Annotated in this window: 16 protein-coding genes; 11 read left to right on the forward strand and 5 right to left on the reverse strand. The window is 72.5% G+C overall.

Features of this window, described 5'->3' with window-relative positions; all coding sequences use genetic code 11:
• The first annotated feature begins 604 nt into the window (after positions 1 to 604).
• The 6 genes from RM704_RS25565 (at position 605) to RM704_RS25590 (ending at position 10,715) form a co-directional block, all read left to right on the forward strand.
• Positions 605 to 3,706 (forward strand): AfsR/SARP family transcriptional regulator, encoded by a 3,102-nt coding sequence (locus RM704_RS25565; RefSeq protein ID WP_033529380.1) that lies wholly within the window; start codon positions 605 to 607, stop codon positions 3,704 to 3,706.
• Positions 3,703 to 5,835, forward strand: a complete 2,133-nt coding sequence (locus RM704_RS25570; protein WP_063774498.1) for an AfsR/SARP family transcriptional regulator — start codon at positions 3,703 to 3,705, stop codon at positions 5,833 to 5,835. Before RM704_RS25565 ends, RM704_RS25570 begins: the two co-directional genes overlap by 4 nt.
• A 141-nt stretch (positions 5,836 to 5,976) precedes the next feature.
• Positions 5,977 to 6,912, forward strand: coding sequence for a helix-turn-helix domain-containing protein (locus RM704_RS25575; RefSeq protein ID WP_052146225.1), 936 nt, complete (start codon positions 5,977 to 5,979; stop codon positions 6,910 to 6,912).
• A 358-nt stretch (positions 6,913 to 7,270) separates the two neighbouring features.
• Positions 7,271 to 8,242 carry an alpha/beta hydrolase gene (locus RM704_RS25580; RefSeq protein WP_033529469.1) on the forward strand — a complete coding sequence of 324 codons (972 nt, stop codon included), beginning with the start codon at positions 7,271 to 7,273 and terminating at the stop codon, positions 8,240 to 8,242.
• A gap of 98 nt (positions 8,243 to 8,340) precedes the next feature.
• The gene (locus RM704_RS25585) at positions 8,341 to 9,057 is read left to right on the forward strand and encodes an alpha/beta fold hydrolase (protein ID WP_033529381.1); all 717 of its coding nucleotides are present in this window, start codon (positions 8,341 to 8,343) and stop codon (positions 9,055 to 9,057) included.
• A gap of 224 nt (positions 9,058 to 9,281) precedes the next feature.
• Positions 9,282 to 10,715, forward strand: a complete 1,434-nt coding sequence (locus RM704_RS25590) for an FAD-dependent oxidoreductase (RefSeq protein WP_033529382.1) — start codon at positions 9,282 to 9,284, stop codon at positions 10,713 to 10,715.
• Positions 10,716 to 10,773: 58 nt separating this feature from the next.
• On the opposite strand, the gene RM704_RS25595 is transcribed toward RM704_RS25590, so the two are convergent.
• The 5 genes from RM704_RS25595 to RM704_RS25615 form a co-directional block, all read right to left on the reverse strand.
• Complete coding sequence (locus RM704_RS25595) at positions 10,774 to 12,006, reverse strand: MAB_1171c family putative transporter (RefSeq protein WP_033529383.1); 1,233 nt, start codon at positions 12,004 to 12,006, stop codon at positions 10,774 to 10,776.
• A gap of 142 nt (positions 12,007 to 12,148) precedes the next feature.
• Positions 12,149 to 12,556, reverse strand: coding sequence for a peptide-methionine (R)-S-oxide reductase MsrB (gene msrB, locus RM704_RS25600; protein ID WP_033529384.1), 408 nt, complete (start codon positions 12,554 to 12,556; stop codon positions 12,149 to 12,151).
• Between the two features lie 13 nt (positions 12,557 to 12,569).
• Positions 12,570 to 13,955 (reverse strand): UDP-N-acetylmuramate--L-alanine ligase, encoded by a 1,386-nt coding sequence (gene murC, locus RM704_RS25605; protein WP_033529385.1) that lies wholly within the window; start codon positions 13,953 to 13,955, stop codon positions 12,570 to 12,572.
• Between the two features lie 212 nt (positions 13,956 to 14,167).
• Complete coding sequence (locus tag RM704_RS25610; protein WP_033529386.1) at positions 14,168 to 14,623, reverse strand: hypothetical protein; 456 nt, start codon at positions 14,621 to 14,623, stop codon at positions 14,168 to 14,170.
• Positions 14,624 to 14,744: 121 nt separating this feature from the next.
• Positions 14,745 to 15,653, reverse strand: coding sequence for a pyrimidine reductase family protein (locus RM704_RS25615; RefSeq protein WP_033529387.1), 909 nt, complete (start codon positions 15,651 to 15,653; stop codon positions 14,745 to 14,747).
• On the opposite strand from RM704_RS25615, the gene zapE reads away from it, so the two are divergent.
• From zapE to RM704_RS25640, 5 genes are all read left to right on the forward strand, one after another.
• Entirely contained in the window at positions 15,652 to 16,797 is a 1,146-nt protein-coding gene (gene zapE, locus RM704_RS25620) for a cell division protein ZapE (protein ID WP_052146227.1), read from the forward strand. The two genes, RM704_RS25615 and zapE, sit on opposite strands and share 2 nt — an antisense overlap.
• A 713-nt stretch (positions 16,798 to 17,510) precedes the next feature.
• Positions 17,511 to 18,089: a carbonic anhydrase gene (locus tag RM704_RS25625; RefSeq protein WP_033529389.1), complete on the forward strand. Its 579-nt coding sequence runs from the start codon at positions 17,511 to 17,513 to the stop codon at positions 18,087 to 18,089.
• Between the two features lie 20 nt (positions 18,090 to 18,109).
• Entirely contained in the window at positions 18,110 to 19,624 is a 1,515-nt protein-coding gene (locus RM704_RS25630) for a SulP family inorganic anion transporter (protein WP_107072365.1), read from the forward strand.
• 290 nt (positions 19,625 to 19,914) lie between these two features.
• Positions 19,915 to 20,775 (forward strand): slipin family protein, encoded by an 861-nt coding sequence (locus RM704_RS25635; RefSeq protein WP_033529391.1) that lies wholly within the window; start codon positions 19,915 to 19,917, stop codon positions 20,773 to 20,775.
• 115 nt (positions 20,776 to 20,890) lie between these two features.
• A complete protein-coding gene (locus tag RM704_RS25640; protein ID WP_033529392.1) occupies positions 20,891 to 22,258 on the forward strand; it encodes a PhoX family protein in 1,368 nt (455 codons plus the stop codon).
• Positions 22,259 to 22,763 lie beyond the last annotated feature (505 nt).

Here is a 22,763-nt window from a genome sequence, read left to right on the forward strand (position 1 = left end):
GACGAGGAGGGCGCGGCGGGGGGTCGGAGGGGTGAGGGACAGGGGGGAGGTGGGGGGAGGGGTGGGCGTGGTGGGTGTCGCGGTCGGCGTGAGGGCTCCGTCCTCGACGGTGCTCGTGGGCTGGGCTGCGGCTCTGCGTCCCATCTCGGCTTCTCCTGTGGGGGGTTCGGCCCGCCTGTCATGTGTCCACCGTCCGCCGCGCCCTCCTCGTCGAACTCGTTTCGACCGCGTCGCCCCCGGTCGAGGAGTTCGGCGGGCCGATGACCTGGAGTGGCGCGGCCGCGTACGGCACCGGGTGGTACGGCGGTGGGGCGACAGGCGATTCCTATGGCGGGCCGCGAGTGTGGCAAGCGCTTTCCATGGGCGTCAAGGGGCGGGAGGGGTCCGCTTGGTCCGACGCGCCTGCGGGCGGGCCGTCCCACGCCACCCCGCCCGCAGTCCCGCCCTCAGTCCCGCCCTCAGTCCTGCCCTCAGTCCTGCCCGCGATCCTGCCCGCAGCCGTGCCAGGGCCCATGACGCGCGCGTAACTCTGGGTAACTCGCGACCTCACGTATGGTCAGGGGGCGCGAGGAAGATACGAGATACGAGATATCAGGAGGGGCAGTTGGCGCTAGAGCCGGTGCGGTTCGCGGTTCTGGGGTCGGTCCGCGTGGAGCGGGCGGGGGTGGAACCGGCGCCGGGGCGGCCGCAGGAGCGGGCGCTGCTGGGGCTGTTGCTGGTGCGGGCGGGGCAGCCGGTGACGGTGAGCGAGATCGTCGACGTGCTGTGGGGCGGGCGACCGCCGGACAGCGCGGTGAACGTGGTCCGGCGCCATGTGGGGTCGCTGCGACGGCTGTTGGAGCCGGGCCTGCCCAACCGTGCCACCGGACGGTGGCTGATACGGGACGCCGGCGGGTACCGGCTCCTGGTCGACGACGACTCCCTCGATCTGCTGCGGTTCCGTCGGCTGCGGGACGAGGCCCGTCGAATCGCCGGTGACACGCACCAGCCGGCGGCACGGGTCGTGGAGCTTCTCACCGAGGCGCTGGCGCTGTGGCGGGGACCGGCCGGGGCCGGGCTCCCCGCCGAGATGCGGGAGCGCGCCGGGTTCGCGGCCGTCGACCGTGAACGGACGGCGGCCGTACGGGAAGCGGCCGACGCGGCGCTCCGGGCCGGCACCCCCGCCGCCGTGCTCCCCCTGCTCCAGGAGGCAGCGCACGACGAACCGCTGGACGAACCTCTGCTGGCCCGGCTCGTTCGCACGCTCGCCGCCACCGGGTACGAGGCGCGGGCACTGGACACCTACCGAGCCGCCCGCGCGAGGCTCGCCGACGAGTTGGGCATCGATCCGGGACCGGAACTCCGCGACGCCCACCAGTCCGTGCTGCGGGGCACCGGGCCGGACGTGGAGGTGCGGCACGAGGGCGGTCGGGCCGACGCCGTTCCGCACGACGCCGGTTCGCCAAGAGGCGCTGCTTCCGGGGCGGACGACGCCAACACCGGCTCTCCGCCCTCGGTCTCGGCCTCCGCCGCGCCCCAGCCCCCGACCCCACCAACCGCACCGAACGCACCGAACGCACCGAACGCACCGAACGCACCGAACGCACCGAACGCACCGAACGCACCGACCACCGTCCCCGCCCAACTCCCCCATGACCTCCCGACGTTCACCGGTCGTCGCGCCGAGCTGGACCAGGTCCTGGCACTCCTCACCGGCCACGACGACAGCGGCCCCGGCGACGACAGCCACAGCGGTACCGGCGACGACAGCCACAACCGTGCCGGTGGAGGCCCCGCGCACCCCGCCGACACCGTCGTGATCGGCGCCATCGGGGGGATGGCCGGCATCGGGAAGACCACGCTGGCCGTGCACTGGGCCCATCGGGTCGCGCACCGTTTCCCGGACGGGCAGCTCTACGTCGACCTCAGGGGGTTCGCGCCCTCGGGTCGGGTGATGGAGGCGGGAGAAGCCGTGCGGGTCTTCCTCGACGCGCTGGGCGTACCGCCGGAGCGGGTGCCCCACGGTGTCGACGCCCAGGCCGCGCTGTACCGCAGTCTGTTGGCGGGACGGCGGTTCCTGGTGCTCCTGGACAACGCACGGGACACCGAGCAGGTGCGGCCGTTGCTGCCGGGGACTCCCGGCTGTCTGACCATCGTGACGAGCCGCAACCAACTGTCGGGCCTGGTCTCCGCGCACGGCGCGCACACGCTGGCGCTGCGTCCGCTGGACGCGGCGCAGGCACGGTCGTTCCTCGAACGCAGACTGGGAGCCGGGCGGCTCGCGGGCGAGGCGCGGGCGGTGGCGGAGATCGCGCCCCTGTGCGGGGGTCTGCCGCTGGCGCTGGCCTGTGTCGCGGCGCGGGCGGCCACGCACCCGGACTTCCCGCTGTCGGCGATCGCGGCGGAGCTGCGTGCGGCGCACGGCAGTCTGGACGCGTTCAGCCGGACGGACGCGGCCGCGAACGTCGGGGCGGTGTTCTCCTGGTCACTGGGGGCCGTGTCGCCCGAGGCGGCGCTCCTCTTCCCGCTGCTCGCGCTGCATCCCGGCCCGGACTTCTCCGTGGCGGCGACGGCGTCGCTCGCCCGTCTGTCCCCGCGCCGCACACGGTCGCTCCTCGCCGAACTGTCCGACGTCCACCTGGTGGGCGAGCCCGCGCCCGGCCGGTACGCCCTGCACGACCTGCTGCGCGCCCACGCGTCCGAACTGCTGGAGGAACAGCACCCGAAGAGCGCGCGGGAGGCGGCCGTCGAGCGGCTGTTCGCGCACTACCTGCACACCGCGCACGCCGCCGAGCCGCTCCTCGCCCCGCACGCGGACCCGTTGTCGCCGGGTCCGCTCCCACCCGGCGTCCTGGCCGAACGGCCGGCCGACCACCCGCAGGCGCTGGCCTGGCTCACCGCCGAGTATCCGGTGCTGCTCGCCGTCGTCGGGGCGGCGGCCCGGTCCGGCCGCGACCGGGTGGCCTGTCTGCTCGCGTGGTCGCTGGAGCCGTTCTTCGACCGGCGAGGGCACTGGCACGACTGGACGACCGTCCAACGGATCGCGCTCGACGCGGCGCTCAGGACGGCCGATCCCGGGTGGGAGGCCAGGGGCCTGCGGGCGCTGGCCCGGGCCGAGAGCCGACTCGGTCTGCACGGGTCGGCCCGGCTCCGCCTGGACCGCGCGCTGTCGCTCTTCACCGAGTCGGGCGACACCGTCGGGCGGGCCGACACCCATCGCAGCCTCGGCTGGACCCACGACCAGGAGGGGGACCTGCCCGGCGCCCTCCACCACAACCGGCTGGCCATGGAACTCTTCCGGGACAGCGGTCGCCGCGCCGCGTACGCCAGCGTGCTCAACTCGGTCGGCTGGTACCACGCGCTGCTCGGCGAGCATCAGGAGGCCCTGAGCCACTGCCATCAGGCCCTGACCCTGCTCCAGGAGCTCGGCGACCGTTACGGCGAGGCCGCGACCTGGCACACCATCGCGTACGCCCACCACCACCTCGGGCGCCATCCGAACGCCCTTCTCGGCTACGGCAACGCACTCGCCCTCTACCGGGAGCTGGGCGTTCCCTACCTGGAGGCCTGCACCCTCGTCCACATCGGCGACACCCATGCCGCGATGAGCGACCACGCCGGCGCCGTCGAGGTCCGGCAGCAGGCCCTCACCCTCCTCATCACCCTCGGCCACCCGGACGCCGAACAGGTCCGGGCCCTGCTCACCACGAGCGAGCGACACGCGTGACCGACGTCGTTCGACACCGACCCCTCGTCCGGCGGGGGGCGGAGCTGAGTTTCGACGTGCTGGGGCCGCTCCGGGTGCGCCGGGACGGAGAGGAGCTCGACCTCGGTTTCCCGCAACAGCGGGCCCTGCTCGCGCTGTTGGTCGTACGGGCGGGCCACGTGGTGCCGTCGGGTGACGTCGTCGACGTGCTGTGGCCGGAACGGGCGCCGGCGAGCGCGATGAACGTGGTGCGCCGGTACGCCGGTTCGCTGCGGCGGCTGCTCGAACCCGGACTGCCGCCCCGGGCTCCCGGACGGCGGCTGCTGCGCCGCGACGGGGGGTACCTGCTGGACGCCGACGAGGACGAGGTCGACCTGCTGCGTTTCCGCGCGCTCACCAAGCGGGGCAAGCGGGCCGCCGCCACCGGGCGGTCCGAGGCGGCGACACGCTGCTTCGTCGACGCGCTGGGCGAGTGGCGGGGGCCGGTGGCGAGAGGGATCCCCGCCGCCGTGCGGGAGCACGCCGTGTTCGGGGAAGTGGAACGCGAGTTGCTCCGTACGACCAGGATGGCCGCCGACGCGGCGCTCCTCTGCGGGAGGAGCGAGCAGGTGTTGCCCCGGCTGCGCCAGGCCCTCGAACTCGACCCCCTGGACGAGTCGTTGCACGCCGCCCTCGTCATGGCCCTGGCCGCGACCGGCCTCCAGGCGGAGGCGCTGGCCGCCTACGAGCGCGTACGACGGCTGCTGGCCGCGGAGTTGGACGTGACACCGGGTGCGGAACTGACCACGGCCCACACCAGGGTGCTCCGCCAGGAGTGGACTCCGCTGCGGCCGCCCGCACAGCCGGGTTCCTCGCCCCTCCGTTCGGCCGACCTGCCGGAGGAGCCCCCGGGCGCGGCAACCGGACCGGCGCTCGCGCCGCCCGCCGTCCCGCTCACCCAACTGCCCCCCTCCGGGCCCGTCTTCGTCGGCAGACGCGGTGAACTCCGTCGCCTGGCGGAGATCACGGCCACGGTCGGCCCTTCCGGCGGAGCACCGGCCACCGTGCTGATCAACGGAATGCCCGGGATCGGCAAGACGGCACTGGCGCTGCACTGGGCGCACGCGGTCGCGGAGCGATTCCCCGACGGCCAACTCCACCTCGGGCTGAGGGGTTTCGACCCGGCGGAGGCCCCGCTGGAGCCGGACGCGGCACTGCGCGCGCTCCTCACCGCGCTCGGGGTGCCGCCCGCGCGCCTGCCGGGCCGCACGGACTCGCTCACCGGGCTGTACCGGAGCCTGCTGGTCGGCCGACGACTGCTGTTGGTGCTGGACGACGCGGCCGACACCGAACAGGTACGTCCGCTGCTGCCCGCGTCGCCCGGCTCACTGACCCTGGTCACCAGCCGCAACGGCCTGTCCGGCCTCATCGCGTCGGGCGCCCATCCCCTCCGCCTGGACCTACCGTCGAAGGCGGACGCCCGGACCACACTGACGGCCCACCTCACCCACGCCGACCGGCCGACCGGCCCACCCGAACTGCTCCAGCAGGTCACCCCCTCCGAGCCCACCGACCTCACCCACTCCACCTACCCCGCCCACTCCACCGATCCCACCGACTCCACCGATCCCCTCCACCAGATCGAACCCATCGAAGAGATCGTCAGCCGGTGTGGCCGGCTGCCCCTGGCTCTGGCGATCATCGCGGCCCGTGCCGCCCACCACCCCTCCCGCCCCCTCGCGGCTCTCGCGGCCCTCGACGCGCTCGCCGCCGAGCTGCGGCACGCCCGCCGCGGGCTCGACGCGTTCACCGCGCCCGGCGGCACACCCGACCTCCGCGCCGTCCTCACCCGCTCCTACCGCCGCCTTCCGCCGGAGCACGCCCGGCTCTTCCGTCTGCTGTCCCTGCACCCCGGCCCCGACCTGGACGCCGAGACGGCCGCGGCCCTTGCCCGACTCCCCGTCCGGCGCGCCCGGCAGGTGCTCGACGGCCTCGCCGACGCGCACCTCGTCATGGAGCACACGCCCGGCCGCTACGTCCAACACGAGCTGCTGCGCGCCCTCGCCGCCGAGTTGACCGGTACGCACGACTGCCCCCAGGACCGCCGTACCGCCCGTCGGCGCCCCGCCCACCCCGACCCCGACCCCGACCCGGGCGCGGCCGACACCTAAAGCCCTTCTGATGAATCTCCGCGTCGACCACCGTCACTTCACAGTCACTCTTTTTTCACATCTCCCTTCCTAGGCTCCGGGTGCAGTGCTTGAACGGTCTGCTCGAACGGTGTGCTCGAACGGCCTTGGAGGTAAAGACAGATGACCAGGTCCGACATCGGCACCATCGCGCCGGCGGGGCTCCGCATCGCCGTCCTCGGCGGGAACCCCGCCGAGTTGCCCGGCGAGGGACGGCCGGGCATCGGGGCCTACCGGCTGACCGCACGGGCCGGGGGCGCGTACCTGTTCGTGGGGGTGCGCGGGACCCCCGCCCCGTCCGCCGGACGGCTCCCCGATCTCTCGCTCCAGCCGGGGGACATCTGTTTCTACGACGCGAACCATCCGCCGTTACTGGACTTCCCCGAGCACTGCCGTCTCAAGGTCTTCCTGGTCCCGTGTGAGGAACTGGGGTTGGAGGACGGCAGCGACGACCTACGGCGCGTCGTCGCGAACCCGGTCTCCCGGTCGTCCCGGCTGGGGACCCTGCTGTCGCCGTTCCTGTCCGAGCTGGCCGACACGGCGGTCTCCGCGATCTCCACGGAGCCCCCGGTCGGCGAGATGCTCGCCCGGAACGCCGTGAACCTGTTGGCCATGCTCGCCGCGGAGCAGCTGGGGCGGACCAGGAGCGGTACGCCGGGCGCCGGCCCGACGGACACACCGGTCGGCCGCTCGCCGCTGATGGCGCGTGTCCTGCGGTACATCGACGAGCATCTGGCCGACGCGGACCTGTCACCCGAGGTGATCGCGGGGGCCCACCACATCTCGGTGCGCTATCTGCACAGGCTCTTCCAGGACGACGGGACGTCCGTGGGCCGCTGGGTCCAGCGCCGTCGGCTGGAGGAGTGCCGGCGCGACCTGGTGCTCGGCGTCCGCAACCGTCGGACCATCGCCTCGGTCGCCGGGCGCTGGGGCTTCCTCAGCGCGACCCACTTCAGCCGGGTGTTCCGGGCCGCGTACGGCATGTCGCCGAGCGAGTGGCGGGACTCTGCGGGGCAGGGTCCGACGGGCGGCCGGGGCACACCACTGCACCACCGGTAGCCCCGGCCGCCGGCCCAAGACCGCGCGGGCCAGGGCGCTTCTGATGGATCTCCACGGGAGAAGGAGGCGTCCGCTGACACGGATCGCGGCGATGCCGGAAAGCCGGGCGGGCCGCACGTCTCCCTTCGGTCCGGCCGCGCACGGCGTTCGTCCTCACAGCGCCCGGGGAACACACGTCCCCCATGTCGTGCGCTCCCGGACCGACGTCGGTGCGCTGGTGGGCAATTCGGCGGCCGGCTCCGGGCCTAGCGTGCTGGCCGTGGCACCGCCCGCGCGGCCCACCGAACAGGACGCCGCCCGCCCGACACCGGGGACCGGGTGCCGCCCGCACGACATCACGACCCATCGGGAGAACCACATGTCCGACACCTCCGAGCCGACCCGCCCGGTCCTGGAACCGGCGGCCGCCGCCTTCGCCGAAGCCACCGCCAACCCGCCCTTCCTCTTCGAACTGCCGCCCGCGGAAGGCCGTAAGGCGGTCGACGAGGTGCAGTCCGGCGAGATCGCGAAGCCGGAGATCGACGAGGAGTGGATCACCGTCTCCGGCGGTCCGACGGGCAGTGTCCGGGCGCGGATCGTCCGGCCCGCCGGGGCCGAGGGCGTCCTGCCCGTGATCCTCTACATCCACGGCGCGGGCTGGGTGTTCGGCAACGCGCACACCCATGACCGGCTGGTGCGCGAGCTGGCCGTCGGCGCGCGGGCCGCCGTGGTCTTCCCCGAGTACGACCTCTCCCCCGAGGCCCGCTACCCGGTCGCCATCGAGCAGAACTACGCGGTCGCGAAGTGGGTCGTCGAGCAGGGCGCGTCCAAGGACCTGGACGGGGCCCGGCTGGCGGTCGCCGGTGACTCGGTCGGCGGCAACATGACCGCCGCGCTGACCCTGATGGCCAAGCAGCGCGGTGACGTCCCGCTGGTCCATCAAGTGCTGTTCTACCCGGTGACGGACGCGAGCTTCGACACCGGCTCCTACCACCAGTTCGCCACGGGCTACTTCCTGCGCCGCGACGGCATGCAGTGGTTCTGGGACCAGTACACGACCGACGAGGCCGAGCGCGCCCAGATCACCGCCTCCCCGCTGCGGGCCGGCGTCGACCAGCTCAGGGATCTGCCCCCGGCCCTCGTGATCACCGGCGAGGCCGACGTCCTGCGCGACGAGGGCGAGGCGTACGCGAACAAGCTGCGCGAGGCCGGTGTGGCGGTGACCGCCGTGCGCTTCCAGGGCATCATCCACGACTTCGTCATGCTGAACGCCCTGCGCGAGACCCACGCGGCCGAGGCCGCGATCACCCTGGCCACGACCACCCTGCGCACGGCCCTGCACGCCAACTGACACCGCACGGCGAGCGCCGCACCGGCCGGCGAGAGACGCACGGTCGTACCGGCGCACATCCCACAGTTCCACAGAACAGAACGGAGCAACCCGCCACCATGTCCCCCACCCCCACCGTCCTCCTCGTGCACGGAGCCTTCGCCGACGCGTCCAGCTGGGCGGGCGTCGTCGAGGAGCTGCGCGGCCAGGACATCCCGGTCCGCGCGCTGCCGAACCCCTTGCGCGGTCTCGCCTCCGACGCCGCGTACGTCGCGTCGGCGGCGGCCCAGATCGACGGCCCCGTCGTCCTCGTCGGCCACTCCTACGGCGGCGCGGTCATCACCGTGGCGGGCGCCGCCGAGAACGTCGTCGGCCTGGTCTACGTCGCCGCGTACGTCCCCGAGCAGGACGAGAGCCTGGGCGAGTTGCAGGGCCGCTTCCCGCTGTCCCCGCTGGTCGCCAACCTCGACGAGTGGACGTACCCCGTCGAGGGCACGGACCCCGCCGTGGAGGTCACCATCAAGCCGGAGGCCTTCCCCGGCATCTTCGCCGCCGATGTCCCGGCCGAGGTCACCGAGATCCTCGCCCTCTCCCAACGTCCGCTCGCCGCTTCGGTGTTCACGGAGACAGCCCGCACCGCCGCGTGGCGGACCAAGCCCTCGTGGGCGGTCGTCGCCGAGGCGGACCAGGCCATCAACCCCGACGTCCAGCGCTTCGGCGCCAAGCGCGCCGGCGCCACCGTCACGGAAGTCGAGGGCGCCTCCCACGCCGTGGCGGTCTCCCGCCCCAAGGAGGTCGCGACGGTGATCCAGGAAGCGGTACGAGCCACCACCTGATCACCGGGCGCATCACCACCTGACCAGCGGCAGAGGAACGAGGGCCCGCCCACGGACACCGGGCGGGCCCTCCGCCCACCCCTCCCACCGCCGCACGCCAATCCCCGTGCGCAGAGCACCGTCGCGCTGATCTTCCCGTGCCCTCGGACAGCTGAATGTACGGTGAAGACTTCCGCCGATCACGGGCGAACACAGGCGAGCACAGGCGAACACAAGGGGGACCCATGCCGCGTACCGCGGTCGTCATCGGCGCCAGCATGGCCGGCATGCTCGCCGCCGCGGCCCTGGCCCGGTCCGTCGACGAGGTGATCGTGCTGGAACGTGACGACCTTCCGGACGAACCCCGACCGCGCCGAGGGCTCCCGCAGGGCCGCCACGCCCACATCCTCCTGCCCAGCGGCCGCGACGCCATCGACGAACTCGTGCCGGGCGGCGAGGTGCGGGGCCGCCTGCTGGCGGCGGGCGCCCGGGAACGCGGTCTCACCTCCGGCCTGGTCACCCTGGGTCCGCAGGGCTGGTACCGCCGCTCACGCCATCACGACGCCTACCCCCTGCTCATCGGCAGCCGTGACCTGATCGACCGGACCGTACGCGACGCCGTCCTCGCGAGCACCACCCGCGTCAGGATCCGCCGCGCCTCGGCCACCGGCCTCCTCGGCACCGCCGAGCGGGTCACCGGCGTCCGGCTCACCACCGACACGGAGGGGAGCGCGGGCTCGAGCGCGGGGGCCGCCGAGGAGCGTCTGCCCGCGGACCTGGTCGTCGACGCGAGCGGACGTGGCACCCGCGTCGAGCACTGGCTCGCGGACCTCGGCATCACCGGCGTCCGCAAGGACGTGGTCGACTCCGGGCTGGTCTACGCGACCCGCCTCTACCGCACCCCCGTCGGGGCGGAGAACTTCCCGCCGGCGCAGGTGACGGCGGACCCGAAGGGCGGCCGGCCCGGCCGTTCGGGGCTCCTCCTCCCGATCGAGGGCGACCGCTGGCTGGTCAGCCTCGCCGGTACCCGGGGCGGCGAACCGACCAGCTCGCCCGAGGACTTCGTCCCCTTCGCCCTCAGCCTGCGCCACCCCCTCGTGGGTCGGCTGATCGCCGGCGCCGAACCCCTGACCGACGTGACCCTCAGCCGCAGCACACGCAACGAGCGCCGCTACTTCGAGAAGTCCGAGCGGTGGCCCGAGGGTCTGGTGGCGCTCGGGGACGCCGTCGCCACCTACAACCCGGTCTACGGCCAGGGCATGTCGGTGGCCGCGCTGGGCGCGCGCGAGCTGAGCCGGGAGCTGGACCGGGCCGGCGTCGGCGCGCCCGGTCTGGCCCGGCGGGTGCAGCGGGCCGCCGCGAAGGTGGTGCACGCGGCGTGGACCATGTCGGTCGGCCAGGACCAGTGGTTCCCGGGGGTGCGGGGCAAGTCCCCCACGCTCGCCGACCGTCTGCTGTCCGCCTACGCCGGCCGGATGTCCCGCGTGGCCACCGGCTCGTACCGTGTCTCCGCCGCGATGTGCAGGGTGACCACCCTCCAGGCGGACGCCCTCCACCTGCTCCACCCCGCCCTGCTGCTGTCCACGGCCCTCGGCCCGTTCCTCCCGCCCCTGTCGGGCCCCCCGCTCACCCCGGAGGAACGGAACATCCTGAGCGGCCTCGACACCCCCGCCCCTTAGGGGCGCGGGGCACTGCGCGACAAGCCCCCACCGGGCGACCCGCGGAGGAACGCCGCGCCTACCGGCTCTTCGCGCGCTCCGCGCGCACCGCCCCCTCCACGACCCCCGCCCGCACCGCCCGCGACATCCGGATCAACGACGGCTGCCCGGTGTCCAGCCCCTGCCCCTCGGCCGCGGGCCCCGCACAGCCCCCGCCGAGCCCCACGAGGGCGTCCAGGGCGGCACGGTCCAGGCCCCCCTGACGCGGCCCCCCGACCGGCTCCCGCGTGCCGGACACCACGGCGACGGCCACCATCGCCGCGTCCCCGATGGCCTCGGCCTCGCCGGCACTGGAGCCGAGGGAGAGGGCCTGCCGGTAGGCACGGTCGCGGACCGCCTCGTCGAAGTGGACGGACACGTCCCGCAGTCCGTCCCGTATGGCCGTCGTCCGGTGCGTCAGCCGCAGCTCGACGTCGCCGAGGGAACGCCAGGACAGCAGCGCGGTCCGTCTGATGCGGCCGGTGCCCCGGGAGCCGACGAGCCGGAAGAGCGGCCCGAGCCGCAGGAAGGCGACCAGGCTGTCGATGCGCGGCCCGAGCAGCGGCAGGACATAGCCGGCCGAGGTGAGGACCGCGCCGACGGTGACCAGCATCGGAGCCAGCCGGGTGCTCAGCGGATCCCAGTGCTGCCCGGTCCAGCGGCCGGCGACGGCCACCACCTTCAGGACCCCGTACGCGCTGGTGCACAGCCACCCGACGGCCAGCACGGCCAGTGCCCGCCGGGTCCAGCCGCTGATCTGCAGGGTCCAGCGCCAGCACAGGATCGTGGTGGTGAGGGCGGCCGCCATGTGGGCCACCAGATAGAGGACGATCATCTCGCGGATGAACGGCGTGTCCGCGTAGTAGGTGTCGAAGTCGGTGAGGCGCTCGACGGGCGCGTCCCCGACGGCGAAGAGCGCCGTCTGCGCCGCGATGATCACGGCGTACCCGAGCAGCCATCGGCGGGAGACGCGTCGCAGCCGGGCGGGGTCGTCGGCACCGCGCCAGTGGACGATCAGCACCAGCGAGGCGGCGGAGAAGGCGTTCACCGCACCGTAGGTGAGGCACGCGGCGGCGTTGGGCACGCCGACGGCACGGTTGACGAAGCCGACGGTGGGCGGGGCGCCGAGGGCGAAACAGAAGCCGGCCAGGAAGATCACGGCGCAGAGCGCACGCTTCACGGGATCACGCCGCTCGCGCCACAGGCCGGGCAGCTGGGCGGCGAAGCCGGTCCACAGGGCGGCGGCCGCCAGAAAGTAGACCAGTCCGTTCACGTCAGGCCCCCCGGCTCGGTCCGAGAGACCTCTCGCGTCAACACCCTTCACACAGTAGTCACGCGGTCAACCCCGACAACGGGCGGATGTGCGACGACAGGTGAAGGGGTGTCGACGGCCGGCGGTCAGCCGACGCGGGCGGTCAGTCCTCGTCGGCGGTCAGCGTCAGCGAGATGCTGTTGATGCAGTACCGCTGGTCGGTCGGGGTGGCGTACCCCTCGCCCTCGAAGACGTGTCCGAGGTGCGAGCCGCACCGCGCGCACCGCACCTCCGTGCGCACCATCCCGTGCGACCGGTCGGCGAGCAGCTCCACCGCGTCGCTGTCCTTCGGGTCGTAGAAGGACGGCCAGCCGCAGTGCGACTCGAACTTCGTGTCGGAGGTGAAGAGTTCGGCACCGCAGGCGCGACAGGAGTAGACACCCTTGGTCTTGGTGTCGGTGTACTCGCCGACGAACGCGGGCTCCGTGCCGGCCTGCCGCAGTACGGCGTACTCGGCCGGTGTCAGCTCCGCCCGCCACTGCTCGTCCGGCTTCTCGACGTCGTACGACATGAGCCTCAGCCCCTCAGCTCGAAAGACGGTCCAGGATCTGCGGGCCCAGGTCCGTCACGTCACCCGCGCCCATGGTGAGAACGAGATCACCGGGCCTCGCCATTCCCGCGATCGCCGCGGGCACCTCGGCCTTGTCGTGCAGGGCGGTGACGTCCGCGCCCGCGGTCCGGGCCGCGTCGATGATCAGCTCGCTGGTGATCCCCGGGATCGGGTCCTCGCGGGCCGGGTAGATGTCGAGGACGACCGACGCGTCCGCGAGGGCCAGGGACTGCCCCATCTCGGTGCCCAGCTCCTGGGTGCGGGAGAACAGGTGCGGCTGGAAGACGACCAGGATCCGCGCGTCCCCGGCGGCGGCCCGCATGGCCTCCAGGTCGGCCGTCATCTCGGTCGGGTGGTGCGCGTAGGAGTCGATGACCTGCACACCGGCCGCCTCGCCCTTGAGCTGCAGCCGTCGCTTCACCCCGGTGTACGCCGCCAGCGCGGGCGCCAGCTCCGCCGCCGGCACGCCGAGCGCGACACCGGCCGCCAGCGCGGCGACGGCGTTGTGCGCGTAGTGCCGTCCGGGGACGGACACGGTGAACGTCGTCTCCCGCCCGTCCAGCAGAACCGTGACCTCGCTCTTCAGCCCCTGCGCCACGACCGACAGCACGCGTACGTCGGCGTCCTCGCGCTCGCCGTACGTCACGGTCCGCACCCCGGACAGCCGGGAGGTCAGCTCACGCGCGCCCTCGTGGTCGGCGGAGATCACCAGCGTGCCACCGGGCACGATCTTCCCCGCGAACGTCTCGAAGGACTCGTAGATCTCGTCCATGGACGCGTAGTTGGCGTGGTGGTCCAGTTCCACGTTGAGGACGATCGCCACCTCGGGCGCGTACTTGTGGAAGCTGCGGTCGCTCTCGTCCGCCTCGGCGACGAAGATGTCGCCGTCGCCGTGGTTCGCGTTCGACCCGGGTACGTCGAGATCCCCGCCGATGGCGTACGACGGCCGCAGCCCCAGCTCGCCCAGCGACACCGCCAGCATGGACGTCGTCGTGGTCTTGCCGTGCGTGCCGGCGACCGCGATCGGCCGCAGCCCGTCCATCAGCCGGGCGAGCGCGTCCGACCGGTGGACGACGGGGATGCCGAGCTCGGCGGCGCGGGCCAGCTCGGGGTTGTCGGCCCGGATGGCCGACGAGACCACGACGGCCGTCGCGTCGTCCGCGAGGTGCTCGGCGGCGTGCCCGATGTGCACGGTCGCCCCGAGCGCCCGCAGGGCCTCGGCCGTCTCCGACTCCTTGGCGTCGCTACCGGCGACCTTGGCCCCCCGCTGCGCGAGGATCTTCGCGATCCCCGACATCCCGGCCCCACCGATCCCGATGAAGTGCGGCCGTTCCATGGCGGTAGGCAGTCCGGGTGCCATGTGTGTTCTCCAAGCGACGGTACGAAGACGATCCACGCCCCGAGCAGGCGCGCCCCCACCCTAGCCACCACCGGGTCCCCGTGTGGCCACGGGCCGGGGGCCGCGCCCCGAAGGGGGGCGGGGAACCGCGCGACCGGCCACGACGAACCCGCACCCGACGACGCACAGCACCCCCACGGCGCCCCCGGTTCCTACGCCGTCGTACTCCCTGCCTACGCCCGCGCGTGCGAGAACAGCTTCAACACCGGCACCCCCACCTTGTGCCGGGCCCGGGAGGCCCAGTCCCGGTGGAAGAACTCCTCCACGTAGTGCGGATCGGTCAGCACCAGCACCTCGTCCGCCCCCACCTCCTCCACCAGCGACTTCAGCGCATCCAGCGGATGATCCTCGATGAGCCGCCCCTCCGCCGTGCTCCCGGCCCCGCGCAACGCCTGCAGGGACACCTCCAGAGCCCGTTCCCCGGCGTCCATCGCCTGTTCCCCCTCCGGCGTCTCCCCCTCCCGCGCGGCCTCGTCCAGCTCCCCGAGGGCGAGGTCGTCGATGGCCCGCAGCAACCGGTCGGCCTGATTTCCGCGCGGCTGGAGCAGCACGTGGAAGGAGGCCCGCTCGTCGCCGTGCAGGGTCGTGACGAACTCGACGTCCGCGGACGTCAGAGCCTTCTCGATCATCAATACGCTCGTGAACGACACCACAGGCGCCCTTCTCCTCGGAGGGCCCCATGGGCCCTCGCTCCTCAGAGTTCTAGTGTGCCCGTCGAAAGCTAAACGGAACGGCAGATTCCGCCCGCTTTCACGTGCGACGGTAACGGCCGAACAGGAACCCGGACTCCTCCAGCAGCGATGCCAGGGCGAAGCGCTTGGGCACCGCCACCGAGGGTCCCCCGGCGATCCGCTGCGCGTCGCCCGCCGTGAGCATCGGCGACACGGTCAGACAGAGTTCGTCGAGGACGTCGGCGGCGATCAGCTGGCCCAGGACGCGCGGACCGCCCTCGGTGAGCAGCCGGGTGAGCCCCAGGTCGGCGAGGGCCCGTACGGCGCGGGCGGGGTCGACGCCCATCCCGTCCCCGGCGACCACCACCCGGACCCCCGCCTTCTCGGCGGTGGCGACCCGGTCCGGGGCCGCGGCGGCCCCGGTGAGCAGCATCGTGGGCGTCAGCGGCGAGGTGAACAGCGGCAGCGAGAAGTCGAGGTCCAGGCTCGCGCTCACCACGGCGACGGCGGGCGCTGGAGTCTGTCCGGCCGCCCGGCGCGCCTCCGCGAACGCCTCACGCGCGCGTGCCGGGCGGTACCCCTCCTGCCGTACCGTCTCGGCGCCGACGATCACCACGTCCGCGAGCCCGCGCAGCGTGCCGAAGATCCGCATGTCGGCGTCGCTGGAGATCGGCTGCGAGCGTCCACCGTGCTGGGCCGCGCCGTCGAGGGTGGACACCATGTTGGCCCGCAGCCACGGCTCCCGCCCACCCGGCGCGGGCTCGGGGTACGCGTACGCCGCCGCCAGTTCGTCGAGACTCCACTCCCGCTCGACGAGATCCGACCCTCCGGCCGCCGCCGGGGAGCGGCCGTCCCGCGCGCCCGGCGTCCGGGCCCCCGCCGGACCCTCACCCCCGCCCACCGCCGGCACCTCGGCCGCACTCGCCCCACCGGTGGCTTCCGGTGTCCGGGCCGCTGTCTCTTCGGTCACAGGGAACAGGCGTCGCATGTCGTGCAGTGTGGCACGACCCTTAGACTCGGTAACCGTGTCGTCGTCCTCAGCCACCGTGTCCGGAATCGGTCCGATACCCGAAGCGGCCCCCGCGTCCCTGTGCACCCGCGAGCCCCATGTCCCCGCGGACCGGCTCGTCGCCGAGATGGTGCCGCCGCCCCGCTTCGACTCGGTGCGCTTCGAGACCTACATCCCGGACCCGAACCAGCCCAGCCAGACCGAGGCCGTCCGCGTCCTGAGCGGTTTCGCGGCAGGCCTCGGCGGCGCGCACGCGACCGGCGCCGGCCGGCGGGGCTTCCTCGGCTTCGGCCGGGCGAAGGCCCCCAAGGTCCCGGCGGGCCCCCGCGGCGTCTACCTGGACGGCGGTTACGGCGTCGGCAAGACGCACCTCCTCGCCTCCCTCTGGCACGCCACCCCGGCCGAACCCTCCCTCAAGGCCTTCGGCACCTTCGTGGAGCTGACGAACCTGGTGGGCGCCCTCGGTTTCCAGAAGACGGTCCAGACCCTTTCCGGTCACCGTCTGCTGTGCATCGACGAGTTCGAGCTGGACGACCCGGGCGACACGGTCCTGGTGTCGACCCTGCTCGGCAAGCTGGTCGACGCGGGCGTGGCACTGGCCGCCACCTCGAACACACTGCCGGGCAAGCTCGGTGAGGGCCGGTTCGCGGCGGCCGACTTCCTGCGCGAGATCCAGGGCCTGTCCGCCCACTTCCGCGCCCTGCGGATCGACGGCGAGGACTACCGCCACCGCGGTCTGCCCGAGGCTCCGGCGCCGTACTCCGAGGAGAAGGTCACCAAGGCGGCGTACGCCACCGAGGGCGCCTCGCTCGACGACTTCCCGCATCTGCTGGCCCACCTCGCGCGCGTCCACCCCAGCCGGTACGGCGCTCTGACGGACGGCCTCGAGGCGGTCTGTCTGACGGGCGTCGAGCCGGTGCCGGACCAGTCCACGGCGCTGCGGCTGGTGGTGCTCGCCGACCGGCTGTACGACCGCGAGGTCCCCGTGCTCGCCTCCGGGCTGCCCTTCGACCGGCTGTTCAGCGAGGAGATGCTGAACGGCGGCTACCGCAAGAAGTACTTCCGCGCCATCTCCCGCCTCACCGCCCTCGCACGCGACGCCAAGCGACTCGTGGAGCACTGAGCCCACAGCCACCGGCAGTGGCGCGATCCAGGAGAACTCCCCCAGGTCAAGGGACGATTCCAGCCAACCCGACCTCGCTTTTCAGGCTCTCTTCAGCTCGCAACGTTAAGTTAACCCTGCAAACAACTTTGCAGGGTTAACGTGTTTCTTGACCAGTGGTTGACCATCGGTTGACCAAGTCGAGCAAGTGTCGACGCACGGGAGACACCCGGAACTGCCAGTGGGGAGGCTCATATTGCGAGGTACGACGACCCGGACCGTCTTTTCGGCCCTCTTCGCCGTCCTGCTCACGCTGGCGTTCTTCACTCCCACGACATCCTTCGCAGCCGCGCACACGCTTGGTCACGTCAAGGCCAAAGCCGAGCCCGGAAACACCCTCACCGCGGAGCCGGTGCGTGACACGGCAGTCACCCACCGCACGTGCGCACCCCAGCAGGACCCGACCGGTCCTCATCGCACACGCGACCGGCATCGCATGGCCAACCACACCGTTCCCGGGGCGTCCGCGCGCCCGCCGTTGGGGGAGAACCCGGCGGCCGCGAGCGCACCCGAACGGCCCTCGGCCCCGTACCACCGGGCGTCGAGACCTTCCACGGCCCACACCCCGGCCGTTCTCCAGGTCTTCCGCTGCTGAGCCGCGGAGCGCCTGTTCCCCCCACTCTGTCGTGCAAGCCCGACGCGCCACGAGGCGCGCCAGGAGGAGTCACCACATCATGCAGCCCCTCATCGACAACGCCCGTACGTTCGGACAGCGCCCTGAGGAGTTCGCCAGGCTGGCCGAAGGCCAGTCCCCCGAGGTCCTGTTCATCACCTGCTCCGACTCGCGGGTCGTCCCGGCCCTGATCACGGGCGCCCGCCCCGGCGAGCTGTTCGAACTGCGCACCGCCGGCAACATCGTCCCGCCGTACGCCGCCGACCGCCCCACCGGTGAGACGGCCACCATCGAGTACGCCGTGGAGGTCCTCGGCGTCACCGACATCGTCGTCTGCGGACACTCGCACTGCGGCGCCGTGGGCGCCCTGGTGCGCGGCGACGACCTGGACGCCGTACCGGCCGTCCGCGACTGGCTGACCCACGCCACCCCCCGCCCGGAAGGGGCGGTCGAGGATCCGACGGTCGCCGACGGCGTGCAGAACCACGTCCTCAGCCAGCTGCTGCGCCTGCGCTCCTACCCGTGCGTGGAGAAGCGCCTCGCGGACGGACGGCTGCGGTTGCGCGGCTGGTACTACGAGGTCCACACGGGTTCCGTGCGCGAACACCGCGCGGACACCGACAAGTTCGAGACCCTGTGACCGGCGGCCAGGTGTCCGAGATGAACTCCAAGACCTCTCCCCCGTCCCCGTCCTCCAGGTTTCCCCATCTGCGACAGGACTTCGGCGCCTCGCTCGTCGTGTTCCTGGTCGCCCTCCCCCTGTGCGTCGGCGTCGCCGTCGCCTCCGGCGTACCGGCCGAACTCGGCCTGGTCACCGGCATCGTGGGCGGTATCGTCGCCGGTCTGCTGCCCGGCAGCAGCCTCCAGGTCTCCGGCCCGGCGGCCGGTCTGACCGTGCTGGTCTTCGAGGCGGTCCGCCAGTTCGGGCTGCCCGCCCTCGGTGTGATCGTGCTCGCCGCCGGTCTGCTCCAACTCGCCATGGGCGCGCTGAAGCTGGGCCGTTGGTTCCGCGCCATATCCCTATCGGTCGTCGAGGGCATGCTCGCCGGCATCGGCCTGGTGATCATCGCGGGCCAGCTCTACGCGGCGGCCGGTCTGAAGGCCCCCGCCTCCGGCCTCGACAAGATCGCGGGCCTGCCCGGCGCCTTCGTCGACGCCGTCAGCAGCACCGCCGCACTCGCCTCGCTGGCGGTCGGCGCGGGCACCATCGCGGTGATGGTGCTGTGGAAGCGCCTGCCGAAGAAGGTCCAGTTGGTCCCCGGCGCGCTCGCCGCGGTCCTGCTGGCCACCCTCGTCACCCTGGCCTTCAGCCTGCCGGTGGCGAACGTCGAGGTGCAGGGGCTGCTGGACGTGATCCAGCCCCCCGGCCTCGACGCCTTCAGCCGGCTCGCCGACGTGGCACTGCTCGGCACCATCCTCGCCTTCACCCTCATCGCCTCCGCCGAGAGCCTGTTCAGCGCGGCGGCCGTGGACCGGATGCACGACGGTCCGCGCACCGAGTACGACAAGGAGCTGATGGCCCAGGGCGCCGGCAACACCGTGTGCGGGCTGCTGGGCGCGCTGCCGATGACGGCGGTGATCGTGCGCAGCTCCGCCAACGTCCAGGCCGGCGCGAAGACGAAGGCCTCCCGCGTCCTGCACGGTGTCTGGCTGCTGGTCTTCGTGGCCCTGCTGCCGGGTGCGCTCGCCCTGATCCCGCTCCCCGCTCTGGCCGGCATCCTCGTCCACGCGGGCTGGAAGCTGATCCCCTTCCGGGAGGTCGTCTCCCTGTGGCGCAGCCACCGGGGCGAGGCGCTGATCCTGGTCGCCACGGCCGTGGCGATCGTCGCGGTCAACATGTTCGAGGGCGTCCTGATCGGTCTGGCCCTGTCCGTGGCCAAGACCGCCTGGGAGGCCTCGCACATCAAGCTGGAGGTCATCGACAAGGGCGCCGGGCCGGTCCAGGCCTACCTCTCCGGCAACGCGACCTTCCTGCGCCTGCCGAAGATCCTGGACGACCTGGAGTCCCTCCCCCAGGACCGCCCCGTGGAACTCCACCTCACCGGCCTCCACCACCTGGACCACGCGTGCCGCACCGCCCTGGAGAACTGGGCGGCCCGCCACAGCACGACAGGGACGGAGCCGGTACGGATGACCGTCCCGGAACTGGAGAACGCGACGTCAGGCACGTCCTGACCTCGCTCTGACCGGTCCTCCTGACCGGTCGTGCTGACCGGTCCTGCTGACCGGTCCTGCTGAACCGTCCTCCCGTGCCGTCCTGGCGCGCATCGCTCTCACCACGGGCGATCGTGCCGCTGGGGCGGCACGGGTGTGCGCGGGCGGCACCCGGCCAGCGCCGGTAATCGCCGGTAATCGCCGGTAATCGCCGGTGAGTGAAACCCGCCCCCGGCCGACAGTCGCCCCGCCCCCCACCTCCGACATATCGTGGTATGCGCACCGCTAGCGGACGACTCAAGGGGGTCGTCATGGTCGAGACGCTGGTCATCACCGCCGCGGCGATCGGCTCAGCCGCGGTCGTCTACGTCGCCGCCGCGGCCCGGGTCGTGAAGCAGTACGAACGAGGCGTGGTCTTCCGCCTCGGCCGGCTGCGGGGCAACCCCAGAACACCCGGCTTCACCATGGTCGTCCCCGGTATCGACCACATCCGCAAGGTCAACATGCAGATCGTGACGATGCCCGTCCCGGCCCAGGAGGGCATCACCCGCGACAACGTCACCGTCCGTGTCGACGCGGTGGTCTACTTCAAGGTCGTCGACGCGGCCAGCGCGGTCGTCCAGGTCGAGGACTACCGCTTCGCCGTCTCCCAGATGGCCCAGACCTCCCTGCGCTCCATCATCGGCAAGAGCGATCTCGACGACCTCCTCTCCAACCGCGAGAAGCTCAACCAGGGCCTGGAGCTGATGATCGACAGCCCCGCCGTGGAGTGGGGCGTCACCATCGACCGGGTCGAGATCAAGGACGTGTCCCTCCCCGACACCATGAAGCGCTCCATGGCCCGCCAGGCCGAGGCCGACCGCGAGCGCCGCGCCCGCATCATCAACGCGGACGCGGAGCTGCAGGCGTCGAGGAAGCTCGCCGAGGCCGCGAAGGAGATGGCCGACACGCCCTCCGCCCTCCAACTCCGCCTGTTGCAGACGGTGGTCGCGGTGGCAGCCGAGAAGAACTCCACCCTCGTCCTGCCCTTCCCGGTGGAGCTCCTCCGCTTCCTGGAACGATCCCAGGCGGGCCCCCCACCGGGCCCCCCACAGGACGTCGCGCGCCCACTCCCCCAGCAGCCCCCCTCACCTCCTCCCGCCCCTCCCTTCCCACCCCCTCCGACCGAGTGACACGGGCGACGACTCCTCCCCCGACCTCTACGCGCGTGGTTCACGCGGCGTTGACCGCGTGATACACACAGGCGGGTCACATCCTGTCCGCCAACAGGAAGGTTTTCCCGTGTCAGTGACCCGCCGTCAGGCCCTCGCCCGCTCGGGCGCGGGTATCGCAGGTATCGCGTTCACCGGAGCCCTCTCCGAACTCTTCGTGGGCACGGCCACCGCGCAGAGCCCCCTCGGCCACTCCGGCTACGGCCCCCTGATCCCCGACCCGAACGGCCTGCTCGACCTGCCGAAAGGTTTCCGCTATCGGGTCCTCTCCCGCGAGGGCGACCCCCTCCGCTCGGGCGAGGGCCCGGTCCCCAGCAACCACGACGGCATGTCCGCCTTCCCCGGCAGACACGGTCGCGTCCACCTCGTCCGCAACCACGAGAACCGCCACAACGGCCGTATCCCGGTCCCCACCATCGAGGGCCTCACCTACGACCCGACGGGCAAGGGCGGCTGTACGTCCCTCACGCTCGACGCCCGGGGCAAGGTCGTCGCGGAACGCGTCGCCATCGCCGGCACCGCGGTCAACTGCGCCGGTGGGCCCACCCCTTGGGGCACCTGGCTGACCTGCGAGGAGAACGAGGACAAGGCCGGCACCAACGGCTACACCAAGGACCACGGCTTCATCTTCGAGGTCGACGCGGCCGACCCGCGACGCTCGGGAGCCGTACCCCTCACCGCGATGGGCCGCTTCCAGCACGAGGCGATCGCGGTGGACCCGAAGCGGGGAGTCGTCTACGAGACGGAGGACGCCTTCGAGCGGCCCTTCGGCCTCTTCTACCGCTTCCTCCCCGACAAGCCGAAGGGCGGCCTGGGTTCCCTGCGCGCGGGCGGCCGCCTCCAGGCGATGCGCGTCCCCGGCGTACCCGACCTGTCCCCCATCCAGGAGCCCGGCGCCTGCTTCGAGGGCATCGAATGGGTCGACGTCCCCGACCCCCTGGCAGCCCAGACCCCCATCCGCCACCAGGACTTCGGCCCCAAGGGCATCACCCACGCGCAGAAGCTGGAGGGCTGCTACTGGGGCGGCCGCTGCGTCTACTTCGTCTCCTCCTTCGCCCGCAGCTCGGAGGGCTCGGCCGCCGACCACTACGGCCAGATCTGGCGCTACGACCCCGACCACCGCACCCTCACCCTGGTCATCGCCTTCGGCCCCGACACCGACCTCCAACTCCCCGGCGAATCCCCCGACAACATCTGCCTCGCCCCCTCCGGCGGCCTCATGGTCTGCGAGGACGGCAACGGCGCCCAGCACGTCTACGGCGTCACCCGCCGCGGCGAGGTGTACGCCATGGCCCGCAACGCCCAGAACATCGGCACCGCCGAGGAACCGGAATGGGGCGAGTTCGCGGGCGTCACCTTCTCCCCGGACGGCGACACGATGTACGTCAACTGCTACACCCCGGGCACGACCTTCGCGGTGACGGGGCCGTGGCGTCGGACATGACCCTCTGAACCCTGTGATCGTGGGCGCGGCCAGACTGATCGGCTGAGGTCACCGCGCCCACCCGCAGGACGACGAAGTCCAGCACGGCGAGGGTCCCCAAAGGACAATAGGCAGGAACCCATCGCGATTTCATGCTCACGGCATGAAACGGGCCGTGAAGCCGAACCCGTGGGACAGACGCGTCCGAGGACAAGAAGTACGACGCCGGCAAAAGGGCCAGAAGATCGGCGTCATCAACGCCAACTGTCGCAACCAGCCCAACAACAAGTGCCCCGCATGGATGAACCAGTGACGCACTGCGAGGACCGGGGAGCAGCAGGCTGCCGTCAGCCGTCTACTGCTGTACCACCTGAACACGCCCCTCTCGAGGGCTGCCGATGTCCTGCCCGCCCCGGCGGCCGTACGGATCGCCGTCCACGCCGGTGACCCCGAGGAGGGCGTCACCTTCCTCTACGAGATCCCCCACGACGTCGTCGCCCCCGCGTACGTCCCCGGCATCCTGCGC

This window comes from Streptomyces gottesmaniae, from assembly GCF_031845845.1.
Classification (GTDB): domain Bacteria; phylum Actinomycetota; class Actinomycetes; order Streptomycetales; family Streptomycetaceae; genus Streptomyces; species Streptomyces akebiae.

What these genes read in the sequence shown, in the direction of transcription:
- RM704_RS25580 (WP_033529469.1), top strand. Translation starts at nt 7,271, where the DNA reads ATGTCCGACACCTCCGAGCCGACCCGCCCGGTCCTGGAACCGGCGGCC.
- RM704_RS25575 (WP_052146225.1), top strand. Translation starts at nt 5,977, where the DNA reads ATGACCAGGTCCGACATCGGCACCATCGCGCCGGCGGGGCTCCGCATC.
- RM704_RS25635 (WP_033529391.1), top strand. Translation starts at nt 19,915, where the DNA reads ATGGTCGAGACGCTGGTCATCACCGCCGCGGCGATCGGCTCAGCCGCG.
- RM704_RS25585 (WP_033529381.1), top strand. Translation starts at nt 8,341, where the DNA reads ATGTCCCCCACCCCCACCGTCCTCCTCGTGCACGGAGCCTTCGCCGAC.
- msrB (WP_033529384.1), bottom strand. Translation starts at nt 12,556, where the DNA reads ATGTCGTACGACGTCGAGAAGCCGGACGAGCAGTGGCGGGCGGAGCTG.
- RM704_RS25625 (WP_033529389.1), top strand. Translation starts at nt 17,511, where the DNA reads ATGCAGCCCCTCATCGACAACGCCCGTACGTTCGGACAGCGCCCTGAG.
- RM704_RS25615 (WP_033529387.1), bottom strand. Translation starts at nt 15,653, where the DNA reads ATGCGACGCCTGTTCCCTGTGACCGAAGAGACAGCGGCCCGGACACCG.
- murC (WP_033529385.1), bottom strand. Translation starts at nt 13,955, where the DNA reads ATGGCACCCGGACTGCCTACCGCCATGGAACGGCCGCACTTCATCGGG.
- RM704_RS25590 (WP_033529382.1), top strand. Translation starts at nt 9,282, where the DNA reads ATGCCGCGTACCGCGGTCGTCATCGGCGCCAGCATGGCCGGCATGCTC.
- zapE (WP_052146227.1), top strand. Translation starts at nt 15,652, where the DNA reads ATGTCGTGCAGTGTGGCACGACCCTTAGACTCGGTAACCGTGTCGTCG.
- RM704_RS25630 (WP_107072365.1), top strand. Translation starts at nt 18,110, where the DNA reads ATGAACTCCAAGACCTCTCCCCCGTCCCCGTCCTCCAGGTTTCCCCAT.
- RM704_RS25610 (WP_033529386.1), bottom strand. Translation starts at nt 14,623, where the DNA reads ATGATCGAGAAGGCTCTGACGTCCGCGGACGTCGAGTTCGTCACGACC.